Origin of the sequence: Noviherbaspirillum saxi, assembly GCF_003591035.1 — a bacterium.
Lineage (GTDB): Bacteria > Pseudomonadota > Gammaproteobacteria > Burkholderiales > Burkholderiaceae_D > Noviherbaspirillum > Noviherbaspirillum saxi.
On record NZ_QYUO01000002.1, the window covers coordinates 541,926 to 566,829 of the forward strand.

19 protein-coding genes are annotated in these 24,904 nt (G+C 58.5%); 7 read left to right on the forward strand and 12 right to left on the reverse strand.

Annotated features, from left to right (window positions below):
* Positions 1 to 14 precede the first annotated feature (14 nt).
* The 8 genes from D3871_RS30540 to dapC all read right to left on the reverse strand — a co-directional run bounded on the left by D3871_RS30540 (position 15) and on the right by dapC (position 8,917).
* Positions 15 to 1,103 carry a CaiB/BaiF CoA transferase family protein gene (locus D3871_RS30540; RefSeq protein ID WP_199724838.1) on the reverse strand — a complete coding sequence of 363 codons (1,089 nt, stop codon included), beginning with the start codon at positions 1,101 to 1,103 and terminating at the stop codon, positions 15 to 17.
* A 32-nt stretch (positions 1,104 to 1,135) separates the two neighbouring features.
* Positions 1,136 to 3,115, reverse strand: a complete 1,980-nt coding sequence (locus D3871_RS18355) for an ATP-binding cassette domain-containing protein (RefSeq protein WP_119770529.1) — start codon at positions 3,113 to 3,115, stop codon at positions 1,136 to 1,138.
* On the reverse strand, positions 3,112 to 4,002 hold the full coding sequence (gene prmB, locus D3871_RS18360; protein WP_119771431.1) for a 50S ribosomal protein L3 N(5)-glutamine methyltransferase: 891 nt from the start codon (positions 4,000 to 4,002) through the stop codon (positions 3,112 to 3,114). The genes D3871_RS18355 and prmB overlap by 4 nt, the downstream gene beginning before the upstream one ends.
* 85 nt (positions 4,003 to 4,087) lie before the next feature.
* Complete coding sequence (dapE, locus tag D3871_RS18365; RefSeq protein ID WP_119770530.1) at positions 4,088 to 5,215, reverse strand: succinyl-diaminopimelate desuccinylase; 1,128 nt, start codon at positions 5,213 to 5,215, stop codon at positions 4,088 to 4,090.
* Complete coding sequence (locus D3871_RS18370) at positions 5,212 to 5,568, reverse strand: ArsC family reductase (protein ID WP_119770531.1); 357 nt, start codon at positions 5,566 to 5,568, stop codon at positions 5,212 to 5,214. The genes dapE and D3871_RS18370 overlap by 4 nt, the downstream gene beginning before the upstream one ends.
* Positions 5,569 to 5,572: 4 nt before the next feature.
* Positions 5,573 to 6,706 (reverse strand): PilT/PilU family type 4a pilus ATPase, encoded by a 1,134-nt coding sequence (locus tag D3871_RS18375; RefSeq protein ID WP_119770532.1) that lies wholly within the window; start codon positions 6,704 to 6,706, stop codon positions 5,573 to 5,575.
* Between the two features lie 153 nt (positions 6,707 to 6,859).
* Positions 6,860 to 7,699, reverse strand: coding sequence for a 2,3,4,5-tetrahydropyridine-2,6-dicarboxylate N-succinyltransferase (gene dapD / locus D3871_RS18380; RefSeq protein WP_119770533.1), 840 nt, complete (start codon positions 7,697 to 7,699; stop codon positions 6,860 to 6,862).
* Positions 7,700 to 7,723: 24 nt separating this feature from the next.
* Positions 7,724 to 8,917, reverse strand: a complete 1,194-nt coding sequence (gene dapC / locus D3871_RS18385) for a succinyldiaminopimelate transaminase (protein WP_119771432.1) — start codon at positions 8,915 to 8,917, stop codon at positions 7,724 to 7,726.
* A 188-nt stretch (positions 8,918 to 9,105) separates the two neighbouring features.
* Here dapC and smc point away from each other — a divergent pair, with 188 nt between their 5' ends.
* Entirely contained in the window at positions 9,106 to 12,636 is a 3,531-nt protein-coding gene (gene smc / locus D3871_RS18390; protein WP_119770534.1) for a chromosome segregation protein SMC, read from the forward strand.
* Between the two features lie 83 nt (positions 12,637 to 12,719).
* Here smc and D3871_RS18395 read toward each other — a convergent pair whose 3' ends face one another.
* Positions 12,720 to 12,962, reverse strand: coding sequence for a hypothetical protein (locus D3871_RS18395; protein ID WP_119770535.1), 243 nt, complete (start codon positions 12,960 to 12,962; stop codon positions 12,720 to 12,722).
* A 516-nt stretch (positions 12,963 to 13,478) separates the two neighbouring features.
* Here D3871_RS18395 and D3871_RS18400 point away from each other — a divergent pair.
* The 5 genes from D3871_RS18400 to kefC all read left to right on the forward strand — a co-directional run bounded on the left by D3871_RS18400 (position 13,479) and on the right by kefC (position 19,702).
* Positions 13,479 to 14,567 (forward strand): cell division protein ZipA C-terminal FtsZ-binding domain-containing protein, encoded by a 1,089-nt coding sequence (locus tag D3871_RS18400; protein WP_119770536.1) that lies wholly within the window; start codon positions 13,479 to 13,481, stop codon positions 14,565 to 14,567.
* Between the two features lie 2 nt (positions 14,568 to 14,569).
* A complete protein-coding gene (gene ligA, locus D3871_RS18405; RefSeq protein ID WP_119770537.1) occupies positions 14,570 to 16,669 on the forward strand; it encodes an NAD-dependent DNA ligase LigA in 2,100 nt (699 codons plus the stop codon).
* 1 nt (position 16,670) lies between these two features.
* Entirely contained in the window at positions 16,671 to 17,204 is a 534-nt protein-coding gene (gene def / locus D3871_RS18410) for a peptide deformylase (protein WP_119770538.1), read from the forward strand.
* 88 nt (positions 17,205 to 17,292) lie between these two features.
* Positions 17,293 to 17,910 carry a glutathione-regulated potassium-efflux system oxidoreductase KefF gene (gene kefF, locus D3871_RS18415; RefSeq protein ID WP_119770539.1) on the forward strand — a complete coding sequence of 206 codons (618 nt, stop codon included), beginning with the start codon at positions 17,293 to 17,295 and terminating at the stop codon, positions 17,908 to 17,910.
* Positions 17,900 to 19,702: a glutathione-regulated potassium-efflux system protein KefC gene (gene kefC / locus D3871_RS18420; protein WP_119770540.1), complete on the forward strand. Its 1,803-nt coding sequence runs from the start codon at positions 17,900 to 17,902 to the stop codon at positions 19,700 to 19,702. The genes kefF and kefC overlap by 11 nt, the downstream gene beginning before the upstream one ends.
* 21 nt (positions 19,703 to 19,723) lie before the next feature.
* Here the strand turns inward: kefC and D3871_RS18425 are convergent, their stop codons facing one another.
* The 3 genes from D3871_RS18425 to map are packed head-to-tail and all read right to left on the reverse strand — an operon-like array spanning position 19,724 to position 23,882.
* On the reverse strand, positions 19,724 to 20,470 hold the full coding sequence (locus tag D3871_RS18425; protein WP_119770541.1) for a pseudouridine synthase: 747 nt from the start codon (positions 20,468 to 20,470) through the stop codon (positions 19,724 to 19,726).
* Between the two features lie 23 nt (positions 20,471 to 20,493).
* Positions 20,494 to 23,046, reverse strand: coding sequence for a [protein-PII] uridylyltransferase (locus tag D3871_RS18430; RefSeq protein WP_119770542.1), 2,553 nt, complete (start codon positions 23,044 to 23,046; stop codon positions 20,494 to 20,496).
* Positions 23,047 to 23,048: 2 nt separating this feature from the next.
* Positions 23,049 to 23,882 carry a type I methionyl aminopeptidase gene (gene map, locus D3871_RS18435; protein ID WP_119770543.1) on the reverse strand — a complete coding sequence of 278 codons (834 nt, stop codon included), beginning with the start codon at positions 23,880 to 23,882 and terminating at the stop codon, positions 23,049 to 23,051.
* Positions 23,883 to 24,129: 247 nt separating this feature from the next.
* Between map and rpsB the strand changes: the two genes are divergently transcribed.
* Positions 24,130 to 24,879: a 30S ribosomal protein S2 gene (gene rpsB / locus D3871_RS18440; protein WP_119770544.1), complete on the forward strand. Its 750-nt coding sequence runs from the start codon at positions 24,130 to 24,132 to the stop codon at positions 24,877 to 24,879.
* Positions 24,880 to 24,904: the final 25 nt, after the last annotated feature.

The following is a 24,904-nucleotide window of genomic DNA, read 5'->3' on the forward strand; positions in this document are numbered from 1 at the left end:
ATTCCGTATCCTTCCTAAGCATGGAAACCGATAGCCGGACCGGTCGCCCAATATTCTCCTTCGGTCGGATGCTGGCGTTGCTGCGCCATGCCGCGTATCCGGAAAAGCGGATGGGACAAGGCTTCGTCGGCACGCAGGATCGGCGTTACACAGCAATCTACCGCGTCGAAGCGCTGCGTCCAGACATCGAGCGTCTCGCGCAGGAAAATAGCGTCCAGCTCGGCCCGGATGGACATCGCATCGTCACCGCCAATTTCCTGTCCAAGACTCCAGTGACGCGACTTAAGATCCGGTCGGCCCAACACGTCGCAGCATGCTTCCCAAAACTTCAGTTCCAGCGCGCCGACGGCCATGAAGCGATCATCGCTGGTGCGGTAAATGTTGTAGCAGGGGACGCCGCCGGTCAGTAGGTCGCAGCCGGGTAACGCCGGCTTGCCGAAGTTGTTGACGGCAACCAGCGGCATGATGTTGTGAGCGAACACCGTGTCGGTCATTGATACATCGATAAACCTTCCCGGCCCTCCGCATTTGACGCCGACGAGCGCAGCAAGTATGCCTTGCACTGCCGCCTGCGCCCCGCCCAGCAGGTCGCCGACCTGCAGATTGCCGAGTGCGGGAACGCCGTCCGGCCCGACATTTTGTTCCAGCATGCCCGCCATGCCGATGTAATTGATATCGTGCCCTGCACGTTGCGCAAAAGGGCCGTCCCGGCCGTAGCCCGAGATCGCGCACATGACAAGCCGGGGATTGCGTTCCTTCAGCACTGCCCAGCCTACTCCGAGCTTGTCCATCACACCGGGCCGAAAACTTTCCACCACGACATCGGCGCTGTCGACCAGTTCAAGGAACGCTGCGCGATCGCTATCGCTTTTCAGGTCGAGCCGCAGTTCCTGCTTGCCGCGATTGACCGCGACGAAGAATTGCGACACCTGATGCCGGACATGACCCATCGTGCGGGCATAATCGCCGATACCGGGATCTTCGATCTTGATCACTGTCGCACCCATGTCGGCCAGGTGCATGGTGGCGACCGGACCGGGCAGCAGACGGGTCAGATCGAGTACGCGGATTCCCTGCAAAGGCTTGTCGACCGGTTGACTCATGCGATTTCCTCCATCCGTGCAGGCTTGCACCGTCACGCAGATAACTGTTCGAGCGCATCCTGCTGTTCGAGCCACTCGGTTTCGAGTTGCTCCAGTTCTTTTCCAATATACGCCTGGTCAAGTATCAAGGCTTTGAGCGCTTCCCGGTTGGCGTCATCATAGATCGCAGGATCGGCGAGCCGGGCATCCACATCGGTCTTGCGCGCGTTGAGCTTGGCCATTTGTTCATCCAGCCTTTTGATGCGCGACTCGAGTGGTTTTTTCAGCGCCGACAAGCGCTGACGTTCCTCGGCTTCCAGGCGTCGCCGTTCCTGACGGTCGTCGCGCGATTCGTAGGCAACCGCATCTGCTTCCGGCTTGCCGGCGGTTTTGCCGGGGCCGGGCAACGGCGTATCTACGCGGCCCAGCTTGGTCTTGAACAGCCAGTCCTTGTAATCGTCGAGGTCGCCGTCGAAAGGCTGCAATTTTCCCTCCGCCACGATCAGGAACTGGTCGGTGGTGGCGCGCAACAGATGGCGGTCGTGTGAAACCAGAACCAACGTTCCTTCGAACTGGGCGAGTGCCATGGTCAGGGCTTCGCGCGTTTCAAGGTCGAGGTGGTTGGTCGGTTCGTCCAGCAGCAGCAGATTGGGACGCTGCCAGACGATCAGCGCAAGCGCCAGTCTGGCCTTTTCACCGCCGGAAAAGGGCGCGATCTTGCTGGTCACCATCTCGCCGCCGAAGTTGAAGCCGCCCAGAAAGTTGCGCAATTCCTGTTCGCGCGTCGTCGGTGCGATACGCGCAAGGTGCCAGAGCGGCGATTCATCATGCCGCAGCATTTCTACCTGATGCTGCGCGAAATAGCCAATCGACAGTCCTTTACCCAGACGCACGTCGCCGACAAGTTGCGCGAGTTCGCCTGCGATGGTTTTGACCACCGTCGATTTGCCTGCGCCATTGACCCCGAGCAAGCCGATACGCTGACCGGTCTGCAAGGAAAAATTGATGCTGGAAACGACAGGCTTGTCGATGACGTCATCGTCCTGCTCGATGCGGTAACCGGCGACGACATCTTCCATCACCAAGAGCGGATTGGGCGCACTGAGCGGCTCGCGAAACTCGAACGAAAACTCGGCCGCTGCCCGCAGCGGTGCGACTTCTTCCATCTTTGCCAGCATCTTCATGCGACTTTGCGCTTGCCTTGCCTTGGTCGCCTTGGCCTTGAAACGGTCGATGAAGGATTGCAGGTGGGCGCGCTGTCTTGTCTGCTTTTCGATTGCAGCTTGCGTCAGCGCCATATGGGCGGCGCGCTGACGTTCGAAGGACGAGTAATTGCCCGAATAGCGCTTCAGTTTGCGATCGTCGATATGGACGATCACATTGACCACGCCATCCAGAAAATCGCGATCGTGCGAGATGATGATCAGGGTGCCTTCGTAACGCTTGAGCCAGTCTTCGAGCCAGATGATTGCATCCAGATCGAGGTGGTTGGTCGGCTCATCCAGCAGCAGCAAATCGGAAGGGCACATCAGCGCCTGCGCCAGATTGAGACGCATGCGCCAGCCGCCGGAAAAACTTGCCACCGGCTGCTGCATCTGGTCGACCGAGAAGCCCAGACCGGTCAGCAATTGCTCGGCCCGCGAGCGCACCGTATAAGCATCGGCGTCGGCCAGCGCCGCATGCAGTTCACCGATGCGGGTGCCGTCGCCATGGCTTTCCGGACCGGTTTCGATTTGCGCTAGTTCAGCTTCGAGTTCGCGCAAGGTGGCGTCGCCGTCGATGGCATATTCGATCGCCGGTCTGTCGAGCGCGGGCGTTTCCTGCGCGACGTAGGCCATGCGCCATTTCGCGGGATAGTCAACCTCGCCGAGATCGGCATGCAGTTCGCCGCGCAGCATTGCGAACAGGCTGGACTTGCCGGCGCCGTTGGCACCGATCAGACCGATCTTGTCCCCTGGGTTCAAGGTCAGGTCTACATCTTCAAGCAATGGCTTGATGCCTCTGGTCAGGCTGACATGCTGAAAACGTATCATTGCTTCTTCAATTGTTCTGCGGTCAACAGGAAAACCATGTCGTCGCCGGCGCTGGTCGACAGCCAGGTCAGTTCCAGGTCGGGGAAGGCCGCCTCGGCGAACGCGCGTTCATTGCCGATCTCCACGATCAGCACGCCTTTTTTCGTCAGGCGTTCCGCTGCACCGGCCACGATCTTGCGCACCAGGTCCATGCCATCGGTGCCGCCCGCGAGCGCGATCTGCGGCTCATGCAGATATTCTTTGGGCAGCTTGTCCATCGAGCCCGCATTCACGTAGGGCGGGTTGGTGACGATCAGGTCGTATTTCTTTTTCGGCAAATTGCTGTACAGGTCCGATTCGAATAGGGAAATCCGGTCTTCCAGCTGATAGTCGCTGACATTGCGCCGTGCGACTTCCAGTGCGTCGCTGGAAATGTCCGCGGTATCGACATGTGCATTCGGAAACGCATCGGCCAGCATGATCGGCAGACATCCGGAACCGGTGCAAAGTTCGAGCACTTCTGTAATCGATTCGGCGTCATCCACCCATGGGGAGAATTGTTCCGGAATCAGTTCGGCAATAAAGGAGCGCGGCACGATCACGCGCTCGTCGACATAGAAACGGTAGTGGCCAAGCCATGCTTCATTGGTGAGATAGGCGGCTGGAACGCGTTCGGTGGTACGGCGTTCGATCACCTGGAGCACAGTCGTGGTTTCATTCGGCAACAGGTGCGCATCGAGGAAAGGCTCCAGCTTGTCGAGCGGCAGCTTGAGCGTATGCAGGATCAGATAAGCTGCTTCGTCGTAGGCGTTGCTGCTGCCGTGGCCGAAAAACAGATTGGCCGTATTGAAGCGGGTAACCGCGTAGCGCAGCAAATCGCGAATGGTTGTGAAATTGTTTGGTGTCATGAACAAGTCTTTTGTAAATTCAATTGAAGCTGCCGTAGAGAGTTTGGTCGTTGGCGCCTTGATCGCGCAGCATTGACCCATCCTGCTATAGCAACAGGTTTTCCAGCGTTCGCCGGTAAATATTCTTGAGCGGATCGATGAAGCACAGCTCGATGTTTTCATCGATCTTGTGAATACTGGCATTCGGTGGACCGAACTCGATCACCTGCTTGCAGATCTGCGCAATGAAACGTCCGTCGGAAGTGCCGCCGGTCGTCGACAAATCCGCATCCACGCCGGTTTCGCTCTTGATGGCGCGAGTGAGCGCGTCGCTCAATTCACCGCGCGGCGTCAGGAACGGGCGGCCGCTGATCGTCCATTTGATGTCGTAGCCGAAGTCGTATTTGTTCAAGATTTCGTGTACGCGCTGCTGCAAGCCTTCTATCGTGCTGGCGGTCGAAAAGCGAAAATTGAAATCGACCACCACTTCGCCCGGAATGACATTGATCGCGCCAGTGCCGCCATGGATGTTCGACATCTGCCAGGAAGTCGGCAGGTAATATTCATTGCCCTCGTCCCATCTTTCAGTGGCCAGCTCAGCCAAAGCCGGCGCTGCGAGATGGAGGGGATTTTTTGCCAGCTGAGGATAGGCAATGTGTCCCTGCACGCCTTTGATGGTCAGGCGTCCCGACATCGAGCCGCGCCGGCCGTTCTTGATGACATCACCCAGGGTATCGGTGGAAGTGGGTTCCCCGACAATGCAGTAATCGAGCTGTTCGCCGCGCGCCTTTAATCTCTCGCAGACAACCACCGTACCATCCACCGCAGGGCCCTCCTCATCACTGGTCAGCAGAAACGCGATCGAGCCCTTATGCGTCGGATGCATTGCAAGGAATTCTTCCGTTGCGACGATCATTGCTGCAATCGACGTCTTCATGTCGGCTGCACCGCGGCCGAACAGACGGCCGTCGCGCCGGGTCGGCTCGAAAGGCGGCGATGTCCATTGTTCCAGCGGGCCGGTCGGCACGACGTCGGTATGGCCTGCGAATACCAGTAGCGGGCGTGCCGAACCTTTGCGTGCCCATAGGTTGGTGACATTCCCGGACTGAATGATTTCGCATTCGAAGCCGAGTCGCTTCAATGATTCCAACACGCGCTGCTGGCAACCCTTGTCGTCCGGCGTTACCGACGACAATCCGATCAATTCTTCTGCCAGCGCGAGGGTTCTGCTCATGTTGTTGCAAAGACCTGCCGATACAGCGCATCGGAAAAGCCGACATGCGCAGACTTGCCGTCGACCAGCACCGGGCGCTTGATCACTGAAGGCGATTCGAGCATGAGCGCGACTGCACTGCCGGCGTCGATAACAGAGGCCTTGCGCTCGTCAGCCAGCGCGCGCCAGGTTGTTCCCTTGCGATTAACCAGCGTATCCCACTGCACATGCGCAAGCCAGGCATGAACGATATCTTCGCTCAGGCCCGCTTTCTTGAAGTCGTGAAAACTGTAAGGAATGCCGTTCTGGTCGAGCCAGGTACGCGCCTTCTTGACGGTATCGCAGTTGGGAATGCCGTAGAGAGTGATTGCCATTGTTTCAAACGTTAAGGGTGAATTCCGTGAAGGTCGGACCGTCGTCCTTCTTGGGTTCGGGTTCCGGCTCCGGTTTCTTGCCCTGCGCGTTGTTGATCAGCCAGTACAGGTTGGTTGCCGAATCCGCATTGGCAAGCGCTTCTTCCTGCGTGATCACATCGTCTTCGATCAACTGCATCAAGGCTTGCTCGAAAGTTTGGGAACCGGGCGCCATGCTCTTTTCGATTGCTTCCTTGACCTGCCCGATTTCGCCCTGTTCGATCAGTTCGGCAACGTGGCGAGTATTGAGCAAGACTTCGACCGCTGCACGGCGGCCGCCGTCTTTGGCGACAATCAGGCGCTGCGAGACCACGGCCTTGATGGTTGCGGCAAGATCCGGCAGCAGCGAGGGGCGGGTTTCCAGCGGATAGAAATTGATGATCCGTGTCAGTGCCTGATAGCTGTTGTTCGCGTGCAGCGTAGCCACCACCAGGTGACCCGACTGCGCATAGGCAAGCGCCGCGCCCATGGTTTCTTTGTCGCGGATTTCGCCGATCAGGATGCAGTCCGGCGCCTGCCGCAGCGCGTTCTTCAGCGCGACCTTCAGGCTTTCCGCATCGGTGCCGATCTCGCGCTGGTTGACGATGGATTTCTTGTTGGTGAACAGGAATTCGATCGGGTCTTCCAGCGTCAGAATATGGCCGGTCTTCTGAATATTGCGATGGTCGAGCATCGCCGCGATCGTGGTCGATTTGCCGGAGCCGGTCGCACCGACTACCAGGATCAGACCGCGCTTTTCCATGATGATGTCGGCCAGGACCGGCGGTACGTTCAGATCGGCCAGACGTGGAATGTCTCCGGGAATAAAGCGAAATACCGCGGATATCGTGCCGCGCTGCCGAAAGGCGGACAAACGGAAACTGCCGAGGCCGGTGACCGGAATACCCATGTTCAGTTCATTATGGGTTTCCAGTTCCTGCAGCTGTGCAGCAGAGATGACTTCGACCAGCAGGGTCTTGATGGTCGCGTTGTCCATCTTTTGCTGGTTGACCGGAAGCAGATGTCCGTTGATCTTGATGTGGATCGGCGAATTCACGGTAAGGAACAGGTCCGATGCCTTTTTATCCTTCATCAACTGGAACAGTCTATCCATTGCCATGTCGGCCTCCATCCGGTGCGTCCGGTATATGCGGGATATCAGGAATGGATATGCCCATCCCTGTCAAAGCAGTTCAGGCCGTGCGGGGCAGCAGCCTGGTACGCCTGGAGCGCGCCAACATGACGTCCCAGGCGCAATCCATCGATTGCGTGATCAGGCTTCGCGCAGCAATTCGTTGATGCCCGTCTTGGCGCGGGTCTTGGCATCGACACGCTTGACGATGACTGCGCAGTACAGGCTGTACTTGCCGTCTGCCGAAGGCAGGCTGCCGGAGACTACGACCGAACCGGACGGGATGCGGCCATAGCTGACTTCGCCGGTCGCGCGGTCATAGATCTTGGTCGACTGGCCGATATAGACGCCCATCGAAATCACGGAGTTTTCTTCAACGATCACGCCTTCGACGATTTCCGAACGCGCGCCGATGAAGCAATTGTCTTCGATGATGGTCGGATTGGCTTGCATCGGTTCCAGCACGCCGCCAATGCCGACGCCGCCCGAGAGGTGAACGTTCTTGCCGATCTGTGCGCAGGAGCCGACGGTGGCCCAGGTGTCGACCATGGTGCCTTCATCAACGTAGGCGCCGATGTTGACGTAGGACGGCATCAGCACCACGTTCTTGCCGATGAAGCTGCCGCGGCGTGCGACTGCCGGCGGCACTACGCGGAAACCGCCCTTGGCGAAATCTTCCGCTGTGTAGTTGGCGAACTTGGTCGGCACCTTGTCATAGAACTGCATCGCGTTCGCGCCGTCCATGCCGGCCGGCATCGGCACATTGTCTTCGAGCCGGAAGGACAGCAGAACGGCCTTCTTGATCCACTGATTGACGACCCATTCGCCGCTGTCTTTTTGCGCAACGCGCAGGCTGCCCTGATTCAGCTGTTCAAGCACATGCGCAACGGCGTCGCGCACTTCGGCAGGAGCGGATTTGGGCGAAAAATCGGCGCGGTTTTCCCATGCCTGGTCGATGATCTGTTGGAGTTGTTGAGTCATTTAGGGAACTTTTATGGTGGTGGATCAGGATAACTTCTGGGTGAATTCGACAATCCGGCGAGCCGCTTCAAGACATTCGTCCACTTCGGCCACCAAGGCCATGCGGATGCGGCTCTGTCCCGGATTGGCGCCGTGAGCGTCGCGCGCAAGATAACTGCCGGGCAATACCGTCACATTATATTCGGCATGCAGGCGCTTCGCGAATTCCGTGTCGGACAGCTTGGGCACCTTGGCCCAGAGGTAAAAGCCGGCGTCGGGCAGGGCGACATCGAGCACTTCCTGCAACAACGGCGTTACCTGGTTGAACTTGGAGATGTATTTCGCGCGGTTGTCTTCGACATGCTGTTCGTCATTCCACGCTGCGACGGAAGCGGCCTGGATAGCCGGGCTCATCGCGCTGCCGTGGTAAGTGCGGTACAGCAGGAATTTCTTTAGTATCTCGGCGTCGCCGGCAACGAAGCCGGAGCGCATGCCCGGCACATTCGAGCGTTTCGACAGGCTGGAAAACGCAATCAGCCGTGGGTAGCCGGTGCGGCCGAGGCGATGCGCGGCTTCCAGCCCACCCAGCGGTGCCACCGCGTTGAAGTAGATTTCCGAATAGCATTCATCGGCGGCAATGACAAAACCATAGCGGTCGGACAGCGCAAACAACTCTTTCCAGTCTTCCAGCGTCAATACCGCACCGGTCGGATTGCCAGGCGAGCATAGATACAGCAGTTGCACGCGGGGCCATATCTCTTCGGGAACGCTCTTGTAATCCGGCGCGAAGTTGCGCGCCGGATCGGAATTGACAAAATAAGGCGTCGCGCCGGCCAGATAGGCGGCCCCTTCATAAATTTGATAGAACGGATTCGGGCACATGACCAGCGCATCAGGACGCGGATCGATCAAGGCCTGCGCCAGGGCAAACAGCGCTTCGCGCGAACCGTTCACCGGCAGCACCTGTGTTGCAGGATCGATTGCAGGCAAGTCGTAGCGCCGCTCCAGCCATGCGGCGATGGCCGCACGCAATGCGTCGGAGCCGGTGGTCGATGGATAGCTTGCCAATCCGCCAAGATTGTCCGCCAAGGCTTGCTGTATGAACGCCGGGGTCGGATGCTTGGGCTCGCCGATACCAAGACTGATCGGCGAATACCGCGAATCGGGTTGCACGCCTGCGAACAGGCCACGCAGCTTTTCAAAGGGATAAGGTTGTAATTTGGATAAGAGCGGATTCACTTGGGAGGGCTCGGTAGAAGGGTGCTGGGATGCTGAAAGAATAAGCGCGACATTATACCGTCCGCGGTCGCATGCGCCTTGCAACATGGGATGGAAACCCATGGCCGGCGCACTTGAAGTGATATGATAGGGCCCTTTCTCGGGGGCTGCCCCCGTTCTGGTTCAACTAGTCTGGAACAGTCGACAACGTGCGTCTAACTTCTCTTAAATTATCGGGGTTCAAGTCCTTCGTCGACCCCACCAATTTTCAGGTTCCTGGTCAGTTGGTTGGCGTTGTCGGCCCGAACGGCTGCGGCAAATCCAATATCATGGATGCCGTGCGCTGGGTGCTCGGCGAGTCCAAGGCTTCCGAACTGCGCGGCGAATCGATGCAGGACGTCATTTTCAATGGCTCCACCAGCCGCAAGCCGGCCGGCCGCGCTTCGGTCGAACTGGTGTTCGACAACAGCGATGGACGTGCCGCCGGACAATGGAGTCAGTATGCGGAAATCGCGGTCAAGCGCACGCTGACCCGCGACGGTACCTCCACCTACTACATCAACAACCAGGCGGTGCGCCGCCGCGATATCCAGGATATCTTCCTCGGTACCGGCCTCGGTCCGCGCGCCTACGCGATCATCGGTCAGGGCATGATTTCGCGCATCATCGAAGCGCGTCCGGAAGATCTGCGCATCTTTCTGGAAGAAGCGGCCGGTGTGTCGAAATACAAGGAACGCCGGCGTGAAACCGAAAACCGCCTGCAGGACACCCGCGAAAACCTGACCCGCGTCGAAGACATTTTGCGCGAACTGAACGCCAACCTGCAGAAGCTCGAAGCGCAGGCAGCGGTCGCGCAGAAATTCCGCGAACTGCAAGCCGACCAGGACGAGAAGCAGAAACTGCTGTGGCTGCTGCGCAAGAACGAGGCAAAGACCGAGCAGGAAAAATATTTCCGCGATATCGAAAAGGCGCAGACCGACCTCGAAGAGCAGACCGCGAAGCTGCGCCATATCGAAACCGAGCTTGAGCACATGCGCCAGGCGCACTATGCGGCCGGCGACCGCATGCATACCGCGCAGGGCAATCTGTACCAGACCAATTCCGAGATCGGCAGTCTGGAAGCGCAGATCAAGTTCGTGATCGAATCGCGTAGCCGCCTGCAAACCCAGTTGAATTCGCTGACCGCGCAGCGCGACCAGTGGCAGCGCCAGGGCCAGCAGCAGCAGGAAGAACTTGCAGAAGCCGAAATGCATCTGGAAGAGCATGGCATGCGCGTCGAACAGGCGCAGCATGCGGCACAAAACCAGCACGACCTGATTCCGGGGCTGGAACAGGCATGGCGCGAAGCGCAGTTGAAGACGACAGAGTCGCGCAGCAAGATCATGCAGATCCAGCAGCAGATCGAACTGGAATCGACGCATCAGCGCAATGCTTCCAATATCCTTTCCGGTCTGACGACGCGTCGCGAGCGCCTGTCGCAGGAAAAGAATGGCATGTCGCTGCCGGACAGCGCACATCTGACCAATCTGCGCATGCAGCTCGAAGAAAAGCAGGCAACGCTGGAAGAGGCGCGCGAGCAACTGGAAGCCGCGCAGGAACAGCAGCCCAAACTCGAAGAAGAACGCCGCACTGCGCAGCAGCAGGTCAATACCGAGACCGCCAACAATGCGCAGCTTGAAGCCCGCCTGAATGCGCTGAAACAGTTGCAGGAAAACGTGCAGACGCAAGGCAAGGTACAGCCGTGGCTGAAAAAGCATGAACTCGGCGACCTGCCCAGGCTGTGGCAAAAACTGCATGTCGACCAAGGCTGGGAAACCGCGCTCGAATCGGTGTTGCGCGAACGTACGTCCGCGCTCGAAGTATCCAACCTGGATTGGGCAAAGGCCTTCTTCAGCGATGCGCCACCGGCCAAGCTGGCTTTGTTCACGCCCAACGAAACCGCACAGGCTGCGCCCGCCGATGGGCCGGCCGGACTGAAACCCTTCATCAATCTGCTGCAGCTGAATGACCCGGGACTGCGCGCTCTGATGCAGGACTGGCTGAGCAATGTATTCGTCGCCGACGACGTCAATGCCGCATTCGTCGATCGCACCAAGCTGCCGCTCGGCGCCTGCTTCGTAACGAAACAGGGTCATGTGATCGGCAAATCCAGCGTACGCTTTTACGCATCGGATTCCGAGCAGGATGGGATGCTGGCGCGCCAGCAGGAAATCGACAACATCACCAAGCAGCTGCGCGCGCAGCAAATGCTGGCCGATGAAGCGAAGTCGCGCGCGGTGCGCGCCGACGCAGCGGTATCGCAGGCGACGCAACGCCTGCAGGAATTGCGCCAGCGGGTGACCGGCTTGACGCAGGCGGTTCATGGCTTGCAGATCGATGTCATGAAGCTGTCGGAAGTGCAGGAACGCTTCAATCAGCGCAGCACCCAGATCGACACCGACCTGGCCGAAATTGCAGCTCAGGAAGCGGAGCAGCAACAGGCAAAGGCCGAATCGGAAGCCAAGTTCGAACAGCTCGATATCGAACTCGCCGTCTTGCAGGAAAGTCACGAAGACGGCCAGACCGATTACCTGGCAAAAGAGCAGCAGCTTAACGATGCGCGTCAGCGCTTGCGCGATGTCGAACGTGCGGCGCAGGAAGCCGAATTCGCCGAAAAAGCCCATCGCAACAAGATAGAAGAACTCAAGCGCAGCATTTCCACCGCGCTGGAACAGTCGGCGCAGCTATTCGCCAGCATGCAGCAAGGCAGCCTTGAACTGGAAAGCCTGGACGATCAGGCCGCGCAAGCCGGGTTGCAATCCTTGCTCGACAAGCGCTCGGATCAGGAGCGCGCGCTGGCCGATGCGCGCCATGAACTCGACCAGCTGACGCAAAAACTGCGTCATGCGGAAGAAGCCCGCATGCAGTCCGAACGCAGCCTGCAGCCGCAACGCGATCGCATCATGGAATTGCAGTTGAAGGAACAGGCCGCGCGCCTGAACCAGGAACAGTATGCGCAGCAGCTGGCGGAAGCCCAGGCCGATGAAGGGGCGCTGACCGAAAAGCTGAACGCCGACATGCGTCCCTCTTATCTGCAGGGCGAAGTGACGCGTTTGACCAATGCCATCGCGGCGCTTGGCGCTGTCAACCTGGCGGCACTTGATGAACTGGCGCAGGCATCGGAACGCAAGAACTTCCTCGACTCCCAGCATGCCGACCTGACCGAAGCGATTACCACGCTGGAAGATGCGATCAACAAGATCGACCGTGAAACCCGCGACCTGTTGCAGGACACCTTCGACAAGGTCAACAAGCATTTCGGCGAACTATTCCCGATTCTGTTCGGCGGCGGTCAGGCCAAACTCATCATGACGGGCGAGGAAATCCTCGACTCCGGCGTGCAGGTAATGGCTCAGCCGCCCGGCAAGAAAAACGCCACGATCCACTTGTTGTCCGGCGGTGAAAAGGCATTGACGGCGACTGCGCTGGTGTTCTCGATGTTCCAGCTCAATCCCGCGCCGTTCTGCCTGCTCGACGAGGTGGACGCGCCGCTGGACGATGCCAATACCGAGCGGTTCTGCAATATGGTCAAGCGCATGTCGTCGCAAACCCAGTTCCTCTTCATTTCGCATAACAAGATTGCAATGGAAATGGCGCAGCAGCTGATCGGCGTCACCATGCAGGAACAGGGCGTATCGCGCATCGTGGCGGTCGATATGGAGTCGGCTACGAACTTTGCGAGCGAAGCGGAAGCAGCGTAAGGAAGCTAAAGGCAGGACGGTCGCGGAGAGCACTGGTTGAAGGAAGCATGGAGAAGTCGCTTCCTTCAAGCTCCGGACTGGTATTAGATACGTGCCGAACGTGCCAGCGCGGCGCGCTTCTGGTAATAGGCGACATTCATCTGCGCTTCTTTCGCGCGCTGCTGTTCGACATCGGCGCAGATCAGGAAATGCCGCTCGGCGCGCTGCAGCCACCAATGTTGAATGGAGCGCAGCACCGGGCTTAGCGACAGCATGGCCAAGTGCTGCAGTTTGAATTCTTTAGAGCCGGACATGGCGATGTTCGATTTGGCGGAATGAGTGTTCATTGTTGCTCCTCGAAAGCTGGTTTCCCTCGGTTTGGTCTGCTCCGTCCGGCCGCGGAATGGGCGAGACAACGTGCTTGCTCCATGATCAACGTTCATGCGTTTCTCCATTATCGATAGGATCTTGGTATGCTTTCTCGTTTCGGATCGCGATCTGCTGAAACGTGCCGTGGCTGCTATCCGACTACTGCAATAATTACGTTTTGGAATAGTTGTTATTTTTTATTTCGAGCCCCTTTCGAGTATTGACGCGGCTCAACGGACTGAACCCGTGCATTCGGCAATGATCAATTCCATACGCACATTTTTTCCGGAAAGCATGAAAAACGATGCTCTTTAGCAAGATATGTCTGCCTTGACAACTTTATTGCCGGCCACTACCCTGATTTCCAGTTCGCGGCCGGGGTGGCTTTCAACTTTGTAAATTTCGAAAATGATTCGATCAGATTTTCCGCGACGCCGTGACAGTGATTCCCTCCTGCTGCGCGTCCGCCCCACACCTAACAAGGGCACATACGCATGACCGACCTTCAAGCAAGTCTGATGGCGATCGGCGGCACTATCGTCGTTGGCGTTATCAGCTATAACAAATGGCAGGAATACAAGGCAAAGAAGACGGTCCAACGCGCCTTCGCTTCGGAGCACGACGACGTGCTGATGCATCCGGGAGCGAATGGCGACACTGAACCTGCGCAGAGGCAGGAGCCTAGTCTGATGCAAGGACCGACGGCCGCCGCGCAAGCGGATGTTGACGTGGGGACAGATTCCCCGCCAGCGGCAACAGCCGTTGATGTACCTGTCCGTGCGCCGCAAAAAGAGTTGCCGGTCGATGAATTGATCGATTGCGCAATTGCGCTGGAACTGGAAGCGCCGGTGCGCGGCGAAAAAATTCTGCCCACACTGCAAACCTTGCGTCATGTCGGCAACAAGCCTGTGCATTTCATCGGTCAGCGTGAAGACGGCAATTGGGAGTCGGTGGCTCATGGCAATCTGTATTACGGTCTGTTTGCCGGCGTGCAACTGGCCAATCGCAGCAGCGCACTGAACGAAATCGAGTATTCCGAACTGATCACGCGCCTGCGCCAGATCGCCGACGACATCGATGCTGAACTGGATGTGCCGGACATGGGAGCCGTGATGGCCAGCGCGCGATCGCTGCATCAGTTCGTCGCCGAGTACGACGCGCAACTCAGCGTGAATGTGCAAGCTAAGGGTGAGCCTTGGGCGATCAATACGCTGCTGACCGCACTCGAGCGCCAAGGTTTCGATTTGCGCCCCGATGGGCGTCTGGTCATGCCGGACGGCGATGGCGGGATACTGTTTTCTCTCTCCACCAATGTCAGCCTCGCTGTGGAAACGACTTCGCGCCTGACCCTGCTGCTGGACGTGCCCAGGGTCGCTCCCGCGCACGACGGTTTCGGTGCAATGACCGCCTGCGCTCGCATGCTTGCCGCACGTCTCGATGGCGTCGTGGTGGATGACGGCAACCAGCCATTGACCGACGCTGCGTTAACCGAAATCGCAGATCAAGTCACTGCGTTCTATACCCAGATGGAAGAGTCGAACATTCCGGCAGGTTCAGTCCGTGCAACGCGTTTGTTCAGTTGACGATGCAAGCGGACATTTTTGGAGCGCCGGCCGCTGCCACACCCACCAGCGGGCCTGAAGCCGATCACTGGCAGGAACGTGCGGCATGGCTGAAGTCGGAATTGAACCGGCACAGTCATGCGTATTACGTGCTTGATAATCCCAGCATTCCGGACGCGGAATACGACAGGATGTTCCGCGAACTGGTTGAGCTGGAGTTGGCGCATCCCGATCTCGTCACCTCCGATTCCCCGACCCAACGCGTTGGCGGCAAGCCATTGCCGCAATTCGAACCGGCCAGGCATGCGTTGCCGATGCTGTCCCTGAACAACGCGTTCGGGGAGGAAGATGTCGTGTCCTTCGACCGCCGTGTGCATGAGGGTTTGCAAAACGGCGACGACATTACCTATTCCACCGAGCTCAAGTTCGACGGTCTGGCGATCAGCGTGCGCTATGAAAACGGATATCTGGTTCAAGCCGCCACGCGTGGCGATGGCGCAACCGGTGAAAACGTGACCGCCAATATCCGTACCGTGCGCGCGGTTCCGCTGCGCCTTCACACCGACACGCCGCCCGCCGTACTGGAAGTGCGCGGCGAAGTCCTGATGTTCAAGGCTGACTTTGCTCGGCTGAACGAGCGGCAGCGCGAGGCCGGGCAAAAAGAGTTCGTCAATCCGCGCAATGCTGCCGCAGGCAGCTTGCGGCAACTCGATTCAAAGATCACCGCCCAGCGCACGCTGCGTTTCTTTGCCTATGGTATCGGGGTGCTCGAAGGAGCCTCCATGCCGGCCTCGCACTCCGCCTTGCTGGACTGGTATGCGTCTATGGGCTTGCCGGTGTGCCGTGAGCGCGCAGTGGTCCATGGTGCCCAGGGCTTGCTTGAATTTTTCCATGCGATAGGCGACAAGCGTCGTGGCCTGGCCTACGACATCGACGGCGTGGTATACAAGGTGGACCGGCTGGAGCAGCAGCAAAAGCTGGGATTCGTTTCGCGCGCGCCGAGATTCGCCATTGCGCACAAGTTTCCGGCCGAGGAAGCGATGACGGTGGTGCAGGATATCGGCGTGCAGGTGGGGCGCACCGGCGCCATTACACCGGTCGCCCGTCTGGTGCCGGTATTCGTCGGTGGCGTGACGGTGACCAATGCCACCCTGCACAACGAAGATGAAGTCAATCGCAAGGATATCCAGATCGGCGATTCAGTCATCGTGCGGCGTGCCGGCGACGTAATTCCCGAAGTGGTCGCTTACGTCCCCGAACTGCGGCCCGATCACGTGCGCCGTTTTGTAATGCCGGCGAGTTGCCCGGTATGTGGATCGGCTATCGTACGGCCTGAGGATGAAGCGATAGCGCGTTGTTCCGGCGGCTGGATCAAATGCCCGGCGCAGCGCAAGGGCGGTTTGCTGCATTTCGTGTCGCGGCGCGCACTGGATATCGAAGGCTTGGGCGAGCAACTGGTGGAGCAGTTGGTCGACCGCCACATCATCACGACCGCGGCAGACCTGTACAAGCTCGGACTGACCGCGCTGTCCGAACTCGACCGCATGGCCGAGAAGTCCGCACAAAACGTATTGAAAGCGCTGGAGAAGTCAAAATCGACGACGCTCGCCCGGTTCATCTACGCACTTGGGATCCGCCATGTCGGCGAGGCCACCGCGAAGGAGTTGGCGCGGCACTTTGGCAACCTGGACGCCTTGCTGGGCGCGTCGGAAGAGCAGCTGCTGGAAGTAGCGGATATCGGTCCAGTCGTCGCACGTTCGATCGTCAGCTTTTTGTCCGATCCGCTCAATACGGAATTGATCGAACAATTGCGTGCGGCCGGCCTCCACTGGCCGGAAAGCGAACCGATGGTGGAAGCACCCAAGCCTTTCGCCGGAAAAACCTTTGTACTGACGGGAACGCTTCCGAATCTGACACGTGATGAAGCCGCCGCGCGCATCGAGGCGGCCGGCGGCAAGGTCGCCGGTTCGGTATCGAAGAAAACCAGCTATGTGGTTGCCGGTGAGGAAGCGGGCAGCAAGCTGACAAAAGCGCAGGAACTTGGCGTAGCCATCCTCGACGAACCGGAATTGCTTGATTTACTTGGCCAGCAACCGCCGGACGACGCAATGACGAAAGACTGACATGGCGATACGTGACATCCTGAAGATGGGCGACCCGCGCCTGTTGCGCCAGGCCGAACCCGTGACCGACTTCGGTACGCCCGAGCTCCTCAGGCTGATCGACGACATGTTCGATACCATGCGTGCAGCCAATGGGGCAGGGCTGGCGGCGCCGCAAATCGGCGTCAACCTGCAAGTGGTGATCTTTGGCTTCAAGCAGAATGTGCGCTATCCCGAAGCGCCGCCGGTGCCGGAAACCGTGCTGATCAATCCGGTCATTACGCCCTTGTCGCAGGAAATCGAAGACGGCTGGGAAGGCTGTCTTTCGGTGCCGGGATTGCGCGGCATGGTGCCGCGCTGGCTGCGCCTGCATTACGAAGGCGTCGACCAGGATGGCAAGCCGATCAGCCGCGATGTCGAGGGTTTTCATGCACGCGTGGTCCAGCATGAATGCGACCACCTGATCGGCATGCTGTATCCAATGCGGATCAAGGACTTTTCGAAGTTCGGCTTCGTCGATATTCTGTTCCCCGAACTTGATCCAGGCGACGACTGAGGAAAAAGACTTACCATTGTCGTCATCGACACGGCGAACCGCGCGCGGAAAACCGTGTGTTGCCCGTAAGCCCTTCATTCGCCCGAACATGACGTCGACACCCAGGATTCTCATTCTCTATGCCCACCCTGCGCACGGCAACTCACGTGTGAACCGCCGCCTGCGCGAGCATGTGGAGGATATACCTCATGTACAGGTGCATGACCTGTACGAGATGTACCCGGATTTCCATATCGATGTCGCACATGAACAGCGTATGCTGGAGCAGAGCGAGCTGATCGTGTTCCAGCATCCTGTCCAGTGGTACAGCATGCCTGCGCTGCTCAAGGAATGGATCGATGTGGTGTTCGAACACGGCTGGGCATATGGCCATGACGGCCATGCGCTGCAAGGCAAAGACCTGTGGCTGGTGGCGACGACCGGCGGCCCTGCTGCCGCCTATCAGCCGGACGGCTATCATCGCCGCAATTTCAGCGACTTTCTTCCGCCTTACGAGCAGACCGCGCAATTGTGCGGCCTGCGCTGGTTGCCGCCGCTGATCGTGCATGGATCAAGACGGGCTAGCGATGCCGAGATGGCGCCGCAAGCGCAACTTTACCGTGAACGCCTGCTGAGCTATCCGGCCTGGTCGAAGGAATGTGTCGCGCCATCGGATCGCGATCCCATCGCGCCCGAACTGCAACCGGGAAATCCTCATGAGCAATAGCATCCTGGTCAATGCGCTGATCTATCTGGCGGCGGCGGTGATCACCGTTCCGCTTGCCAAGCGTTTCGGACTTGGCGCGGTCCTGGGCTATCTGATGGCCGGCGTTGCCATCGGACCTTGGGGTTTGCGGCTGATCAGCGGGGTCGAAGACATTCTTCACTTTTCCGAATTCGGTGTGGTCCTGCTGTTGTTCCTGATCGGGCTGGAACTGGAACCGCGACGCCTGTGGGCGTTGCGCCGCTCGATTTTTGGCTGGGGCGGGGCCCAGGTCACGCTCGTTACACTTGCGCTGTTCGGTGCCGGCCTGGCCTTCGGCATTGACTGGAAGACGGCGCTGATTGCCGCGCTGGGATTGTCTTTGTCCTCTACCGCCATCGCGCTGGCTACCCTTGAGGAGCGTCACTTGATGACGACCGGCGCGGGTTCGGCAGCTTTTGCCATATTGCTGTTTCAGGATATCGCTGCCATCCCGATGATCGCGATCGTGCCGATGCTGGGCGGCGCCGCGGCGACCGAGGGCAATGGCTGGATGACTGCGCTCAAAGTCTGTGCAGTCATCGGTGGTCTCGTGCTGGCCGGGCGTTATCTGATGCGTCCGCTGTTTCGCCTGATCGCCAAGGCAGGTATACGCGAAGTGTTTACCGCATTCGCCTTGTTGCTGGTGATCGCGATCGGTTTGCTGATGCAGTCGGTCGGCATGTCGATGGCGCTGGGCACTTTCCTCGCCGGCGTGCTGCTGGCCGATTCCGAATACCGGCATGCGCTGGAAACCGACCTCGAACCGTTCAAGGGTTTGCTTCTGGGACTGTTTTTCATCGCAGTCGGGATGTCGATCGATTTCGGCGTCTTGCTTGACCAGCCATGGAAGGTGCTCGGATGGGTTGCGGGTTTTCTCGCGATCAAATCGGTCATCCTGTATGGCCTCAGCAAGCAGTTTTCCATTCTGCCGGGACAGCAGTATTTCTTCGCCATCCTATTGTCCCAAGGCGGTGAATTTGCGTTTGTGATCTTTGGCGCCGCGACCGCTGCCAAGGTGTTTTCCGACGAGGTGGCGTCGCTGCTGATGGTGGTGGTCGCCTTATCCATGGTGGCGACGCCATTGCTGCTGGTGTTCCACGACAAGGTCATTGCACCGCGCTACGCAGCGTCCCGCACACGTCCCGATGATGCCATCGACGGCGAGGCGCAGCCGGTCATCATTGCCGGCTTTGGCCGATTTGGACAAATCATCGGCCGCCTGTTGCATGCCAACAGGATAGGCGTGACCGTTCTTGATCATGACCCGGACCAGATAGAACTGCTGCGTCGCTTTGGACTGAAGGTCTATTATGGCGATGCCACGCGCATCGAGCTGTTGCGCTCCGCTGGAGCGGCAAAAGCGAAGGCATTGATCATCGCGCTCGACAGCGTCGACGACAGCATTGCATTGGTCGATGCGGTGAAGAAGGAATTTCCGCATCTGCCAATCCTCGCGCGTGCGCGCAATGTCACGCACTACTATGACCTGATGGATCGCGGTGTCACGGTCATCGAAAGGGAAACCTTTGAAGCGGCCTTGCTGCTTGGCCGGCGGGCGCTGCAGCAACTGGGCTTTGGCGCCTACCAGGCGCGCCAGGCCGCAATGAAGTTTCGCGCGCATAACCTGAAGACGCTGCAAAACGTGTATCCCATCTACAAGGATCAGGACCAGATGATTTCGATGGCGGCGCAGGCGCGCGAAGAGCTGGAAGCCATGTTTGCACGCGACGCCGAAATTTTGTCAGGCGACAAGGACGGCGGGTGGAAAAATTGAGGTTGGTTTGAGTGGACCTGCCTAGAATTTTTCATCGGGGCGCAGATAGCGCCATTGCCCGGTCGGCAGATCGCCGAGCGTCACCTTGCCGATACGTACCCGCTTGAGTCCGATCACTCGCAGCCCGACCGCTTCGCACATGCGGCGGATCTGGCGTTTTTTCCCTTCGCGCAGAATGAAGCTGAGTTGATCCTCGTTCTGCCACCTTACCTTGGCCGGCAGCAGTTTTTTACCGTCGAGTGATAGGCCATGGTTCAGCAGTTTGAGATCGGCGTCCGGCAGACGTCCCGGCTTGCTGTATTGCACGCGCACCAGGTATTCCTTCTCAATCGAGGTGTCTTCGCCGATCAATTGCTTGGCAATGCGGCCATCTTGTGTCAACACCAGCAAGCCGACCGAATCGATGTCCAACCTTCCGGCCGGGACCAGGCTGCGCAACTGGCTCGGATGGAATTGCGTGGGTGTCTTGTCTTCTTTCCAGCGTGTTTCGGCATTGATCAAGGTAACCGCCGGCTTGTAGCCATCTTCGGCCTGGCCGCTTACATATCCCATCGGTTTGTTGATCAGCACGGTGACGCGACGCGCCTGTTCGGCACTGGCCTGACGTTCGACGGTGATGCGCTGATGCGGCAGCACCTTGCTACCCAGTTCGGACACGATCTTGCCGTCGACGCGTACCCAGCCGCGTTCTATCCATTCGTCGGCTTCGCGGCGCGAGCATAAGCCGAGTTCGGACATGCGTTTGGACAGGCGGACAGGTTCAGTCATGGAAAATCACTATAAAAATTGGATCAGATCCGCAGCGCGTCCAGCAAGTCGGTTTCAAGCTGGATCTGGCTACGGGCATTGTTGAGCGTCGGACCGTCCACCAGGAATACGTCTTCCACGCGTTCGCCCAGTGTCATGATCTTGGCGGTATGCAGGTTCACCCGATATTTCGCCAGCACATTGGCAATCGAGTACAACAAGCCGGTGCGATCGTTGGCCGAGACCGAGAGCAGATAATACTGACCGCGTTCGTCCGGACGCAGATCGACGGTGGGTGTGATCGGAAAAGTCCGCGACAGGCGCGACAAGCGGCCCACTGTCGGCGGCGGCAATTCGCCTTGCGACTCCAGCAGGCGGGTCAATTCGTGTTCGACCAGGCTGATGATGTCGCGATAGCTGTTGGCAAATGCCGGCTCGATGACCAGAAAGGTATCAAGCGCATAGCCGTTGCGCGTCGTGTGGATCTTCGCATCCAGGATGCTGAAATTCTTGCGATCGAAGTAACTGCAGATGCGGGCGAACAGGTCGGGCTGGTCTTTCACATAGACCGCAACTTGTACACCTTCGCCTATCGGGGCCAGCCGGCATTTGACGACGGGCGAAGGACTGTCGGTCTTGTTGTACAGCGAACGCGTCTGCCAGGCGATGTCGGCCGCTTCATGGCGCAGGAAATAGGCGACATCGAGTTGCTGCCACAGCAGCTGATGGGCGTTTTCCGGCAAGCCGTACAACCGCAAGGTCTTGAGCGCCGCATCCTGGCGGTTCTTGAGTTCGTGATCGGTGGACGGATCTTCACCGCCCAGCACGCGTAAGGTTATCCGGTACAGGTCTTCGAGCAGCTTGCCTTTCCATGCATTCCAAACCTTCGGGCTGGTGCCGCGAATATCGGCGACGGTCAGCAGATACAGTGCCGTCAGATGCCGCTCATCCCTGACCACATTGGCAAACGCACGGATCACGTCCGGATCGGACAAGTCCTGTTTCTGGGCGACCTGTGACATCGACAGGTGATGCTCGACCAGAAATACCACCAGTTCGGTTTCTTCCTTCGACATTTCATGATCTCGGCAGAACTTGCGCGCATCGGCCATGCCGAGGTGCGAGTGATCGCCGCCGCGGCCCTTCGCGATATCGTGAAACAGCGCGGCGATATACAGCAGCCACGGCTTGGAAAAATTCGCCATCAGCTGACTGCAGAACGGATATTCGTGTGCATGCTCCGACATCGTGAAGCGACGCACATTGCGCACCACCATCAGGATGTGCTGGTCGACCGTATAGACATGGAAAAGGTCGTGCTGCATCTGTCCGATGATGCGGCGGAAATTGGGTAGATAGCGACCAAGAATGCTGGTCTGGTTCATGCCGCGCAAGGCATGCGTGATGCCTTTCGGCGCCTGGATGATCTGCAGGAACAGTGCACGGTTCGCCGGGTCGCGGCGGAAACGGCTGTCGATACGGAACCGCGCATGCCAGAGGGCGCGCAGCGTGCGCGCAGTCATGCCCTGTAGTTCCGAGTGCTGGGCCAGCAGCAGGAACACTTCCAGCATGGCGGACGGCGTCGCTTCGAACGTATCGTCGTGCGCAATGTCGATCAGGCCATTGACTTCGTTGAACCGTTCATTGATAGGCTGCGGCGATCCCGGCACGGGGAACAGCTGCGCCTCGATGTTCTGCAACAGGATGGTATTGAGCTGAGTGACCGCCTTGGCTGCCCAATAGTAATGCTGCATCAGATATTCGCTTGCGCGGCGCGTTTCGGTGGTCTGGAAACCGAAGCTTTCCGCAATCGGTGTCTGCACATCGAAGACCAGCCGGTCTTCGCGGCGGCCGGTGTGGATATGCAGCCGGATACGGATATCCTTGAACGCGCGTTCCTTCTGCGTCAATTGACGCGCCTCGGTGGCTGTGATCAGGCCGCGCTCAGCGAGCTTGCGCCAGGAGTCGCCCAGGCCCGCTGCTTTTGCAACCCACAGGATGACCTGCAGGTCGCGCAAGCCGCCCGGGCTTTCCTTGCAATTCGGTTCGAGGCTGTACGGCGTATCTTCGTACTTCACATGGCGCTGCCGCATCTCCAGCGTTTTCGCCTGGAAGAAGGCTTGCGGATTGATGGCGGCGTTGCAGCGTTCGCGCAGGAACTGGAACAGCTTGCGGTTGCCGGTAATCAGGCGTGCTTCCAGCAGGCTGGTCTGTACCGTGATGTCGGCGGCCGATTCGGTCAGGCATTCATCGACGGTGCGAATGCTGTGACCGATTTCCAGTCCGATATCCCAGAACAATTGGACCAGTTCTTCCAGCTTGGAGCGAAGCGCCTCGTCGGCGGCCGCATCCAGCAGAATCAATACATCCACGTCGGAATGCGGGAACAGTTCGCCGCGGCCGTAACCGCCGACCGCGACGAGTGCCGCGCTTGCCGGCAGTCCTATGCTTTCCCAGGCGTGAATCAGTGCCGCATCGACGTTCTGGCGCAGGCGAGTCAACAGCTGCTCAGGCTTGCCATCGGACTGGAATGCGGTGATGACCGTCTGACGCTCTTTTTTCAACTGCTCCTTGAGCGTCAATGCAAGCGATACCATTGTCAGGCTGTAACGGGACTGGAGTCGGCGGATTGTTGGATGAACGCGGGAGGCAAGGGCATGCCCGGCGACACGGTCAACACTTCATAGCCGGTTTCTGTCACCAGCACGGTATGTTCCCATTGTGCCGACAGGCTGCGGTCCTTGGTCTTGATTGTCCAGCCGTCGCCCATTTCTCGGATGTCGCGCTTGCCGGCATTGATCATCGGTTCCACGGTAAAGATCATCCCGGCAACTAGTTTCTCCAGCGTGCCGGGACGGCCGTAATGCAATACCTGCGGTTCTTCATGAAAGACCTTGCCGATACCGTGTCCGCAAAATTCGCGTACGACGCTATAGCCGGCTTTCTCTGCATGTTGCTGGATTACATACCCGATATCGCCCAGATGTGCACCCGGCTTGATCTTGGAAATGCCAAGCCACATGCATTCATACGTGATGTCGGTCAGACGTTTCGCCAGGATCGAAGGCTCGCCCACAAAGAACATGCGGCTGGTGTCGCCATGATAGCCATCCTTGATCACAGTGATGTCGATATTGACGACATCGCCATTCTTCAAGGCCTTGTCTCCGGGAATTCCGTGGCACACGACATCATTGACCGAAGTGCAAATCGCTTTCGGGTAAGGCGTGTAGCCAGGCGGGCAATAATTCAGCGGTGCCGGAATTGTCCCTTGCACATTTGTCATGTACTCATGGCAAAGCCGGTCAAGTTCGCCGGTCGTGATGCCGGGCTTGACATGTGGTGCAATGTAATCAAGCACTTCAGCGGCCAGTCGGCCGGCAACGCGCATGCCTTTGATATCGTCTTCGGTTTTAATCGTGATGGAAGCCATGGCAATCCAAACTGCGCAGGAGAGCGCAAAAATAGTCAATGTGAAATTATAGACGACCGGATGCGCATGCGCCTAAGGGCGCGGTCGCGTCGCTTGAATAAAATCTCCAAGATGGGGTAGAATCTCGGGTTAGCTTGAAATGACTTTGAGCTAAATCTTTTAAATCGCGAATCCGGTCGCAAAGGGTGCCCTGGCAGCAAGCTGCGGGGGTAACTGGCCGGATTCCAGACCCAACCCTGGAGAAATCATGTCCGTTACTATGCGCGAAATGCTGGAAGCCGGTGTCCACTTCGGTCACCAAACCCGCTTCTGGAACCCCAAAATGGCCCCGTATATCTTCGGCCATCGCAACAAGATTCATATCGTCAACCTGGAAAAGACCCTGGGCATGTACCAGGAGGCGATGAAGTACATCCGTCAACTGGCATCCAACCGCGGCACCATCCTGTTCGTCGGCACCAAGCGTCAGGCACGCGACATCCTCGCGGCTGAAGCTCAGCGCGCCGGCATGCCTTACGTTGACCAGCGCTGGCTGGGTGGCATGCTGACCAACTTCAAGACTATCAAGACTTCCATCAAGCGCCTGAAAGACATGGAAGCCGCGTTGGAAGACGGTTCGGTCGAAAAGCTCAGCAAGAAAGAAGGCCTGATGTTCCAGCGCGAAATGGAAAAACTGCAAAAGTCCATCGGCGGCATCAAGGACATGGGCGGCATTCCTGACGCTATCTTCGTCATCGACGTCGGTTACCACAAGGGCACCATCACCGAAGCCGCCAAGCTGGGTATCCCGGTCATCGGCGTGGTTGATACCAACCATTCCCCGGAAGGCGTGACCTACGTTATTCCTGGCAACGACGACTCGTCCAAGGCGATCACTCTGTACGCTCGCGGCGTAGCGGACGCAATCCTGGAAGGCCGTGCAAACGCGACCAATGAGGTGCTCGAAGCTGTCAAGGGCGGTGCTGACGAATTCGTTGAGGTCAACGAGCAGGCTTAAGCCCTGCGCCTGCGTGTTGGGCATT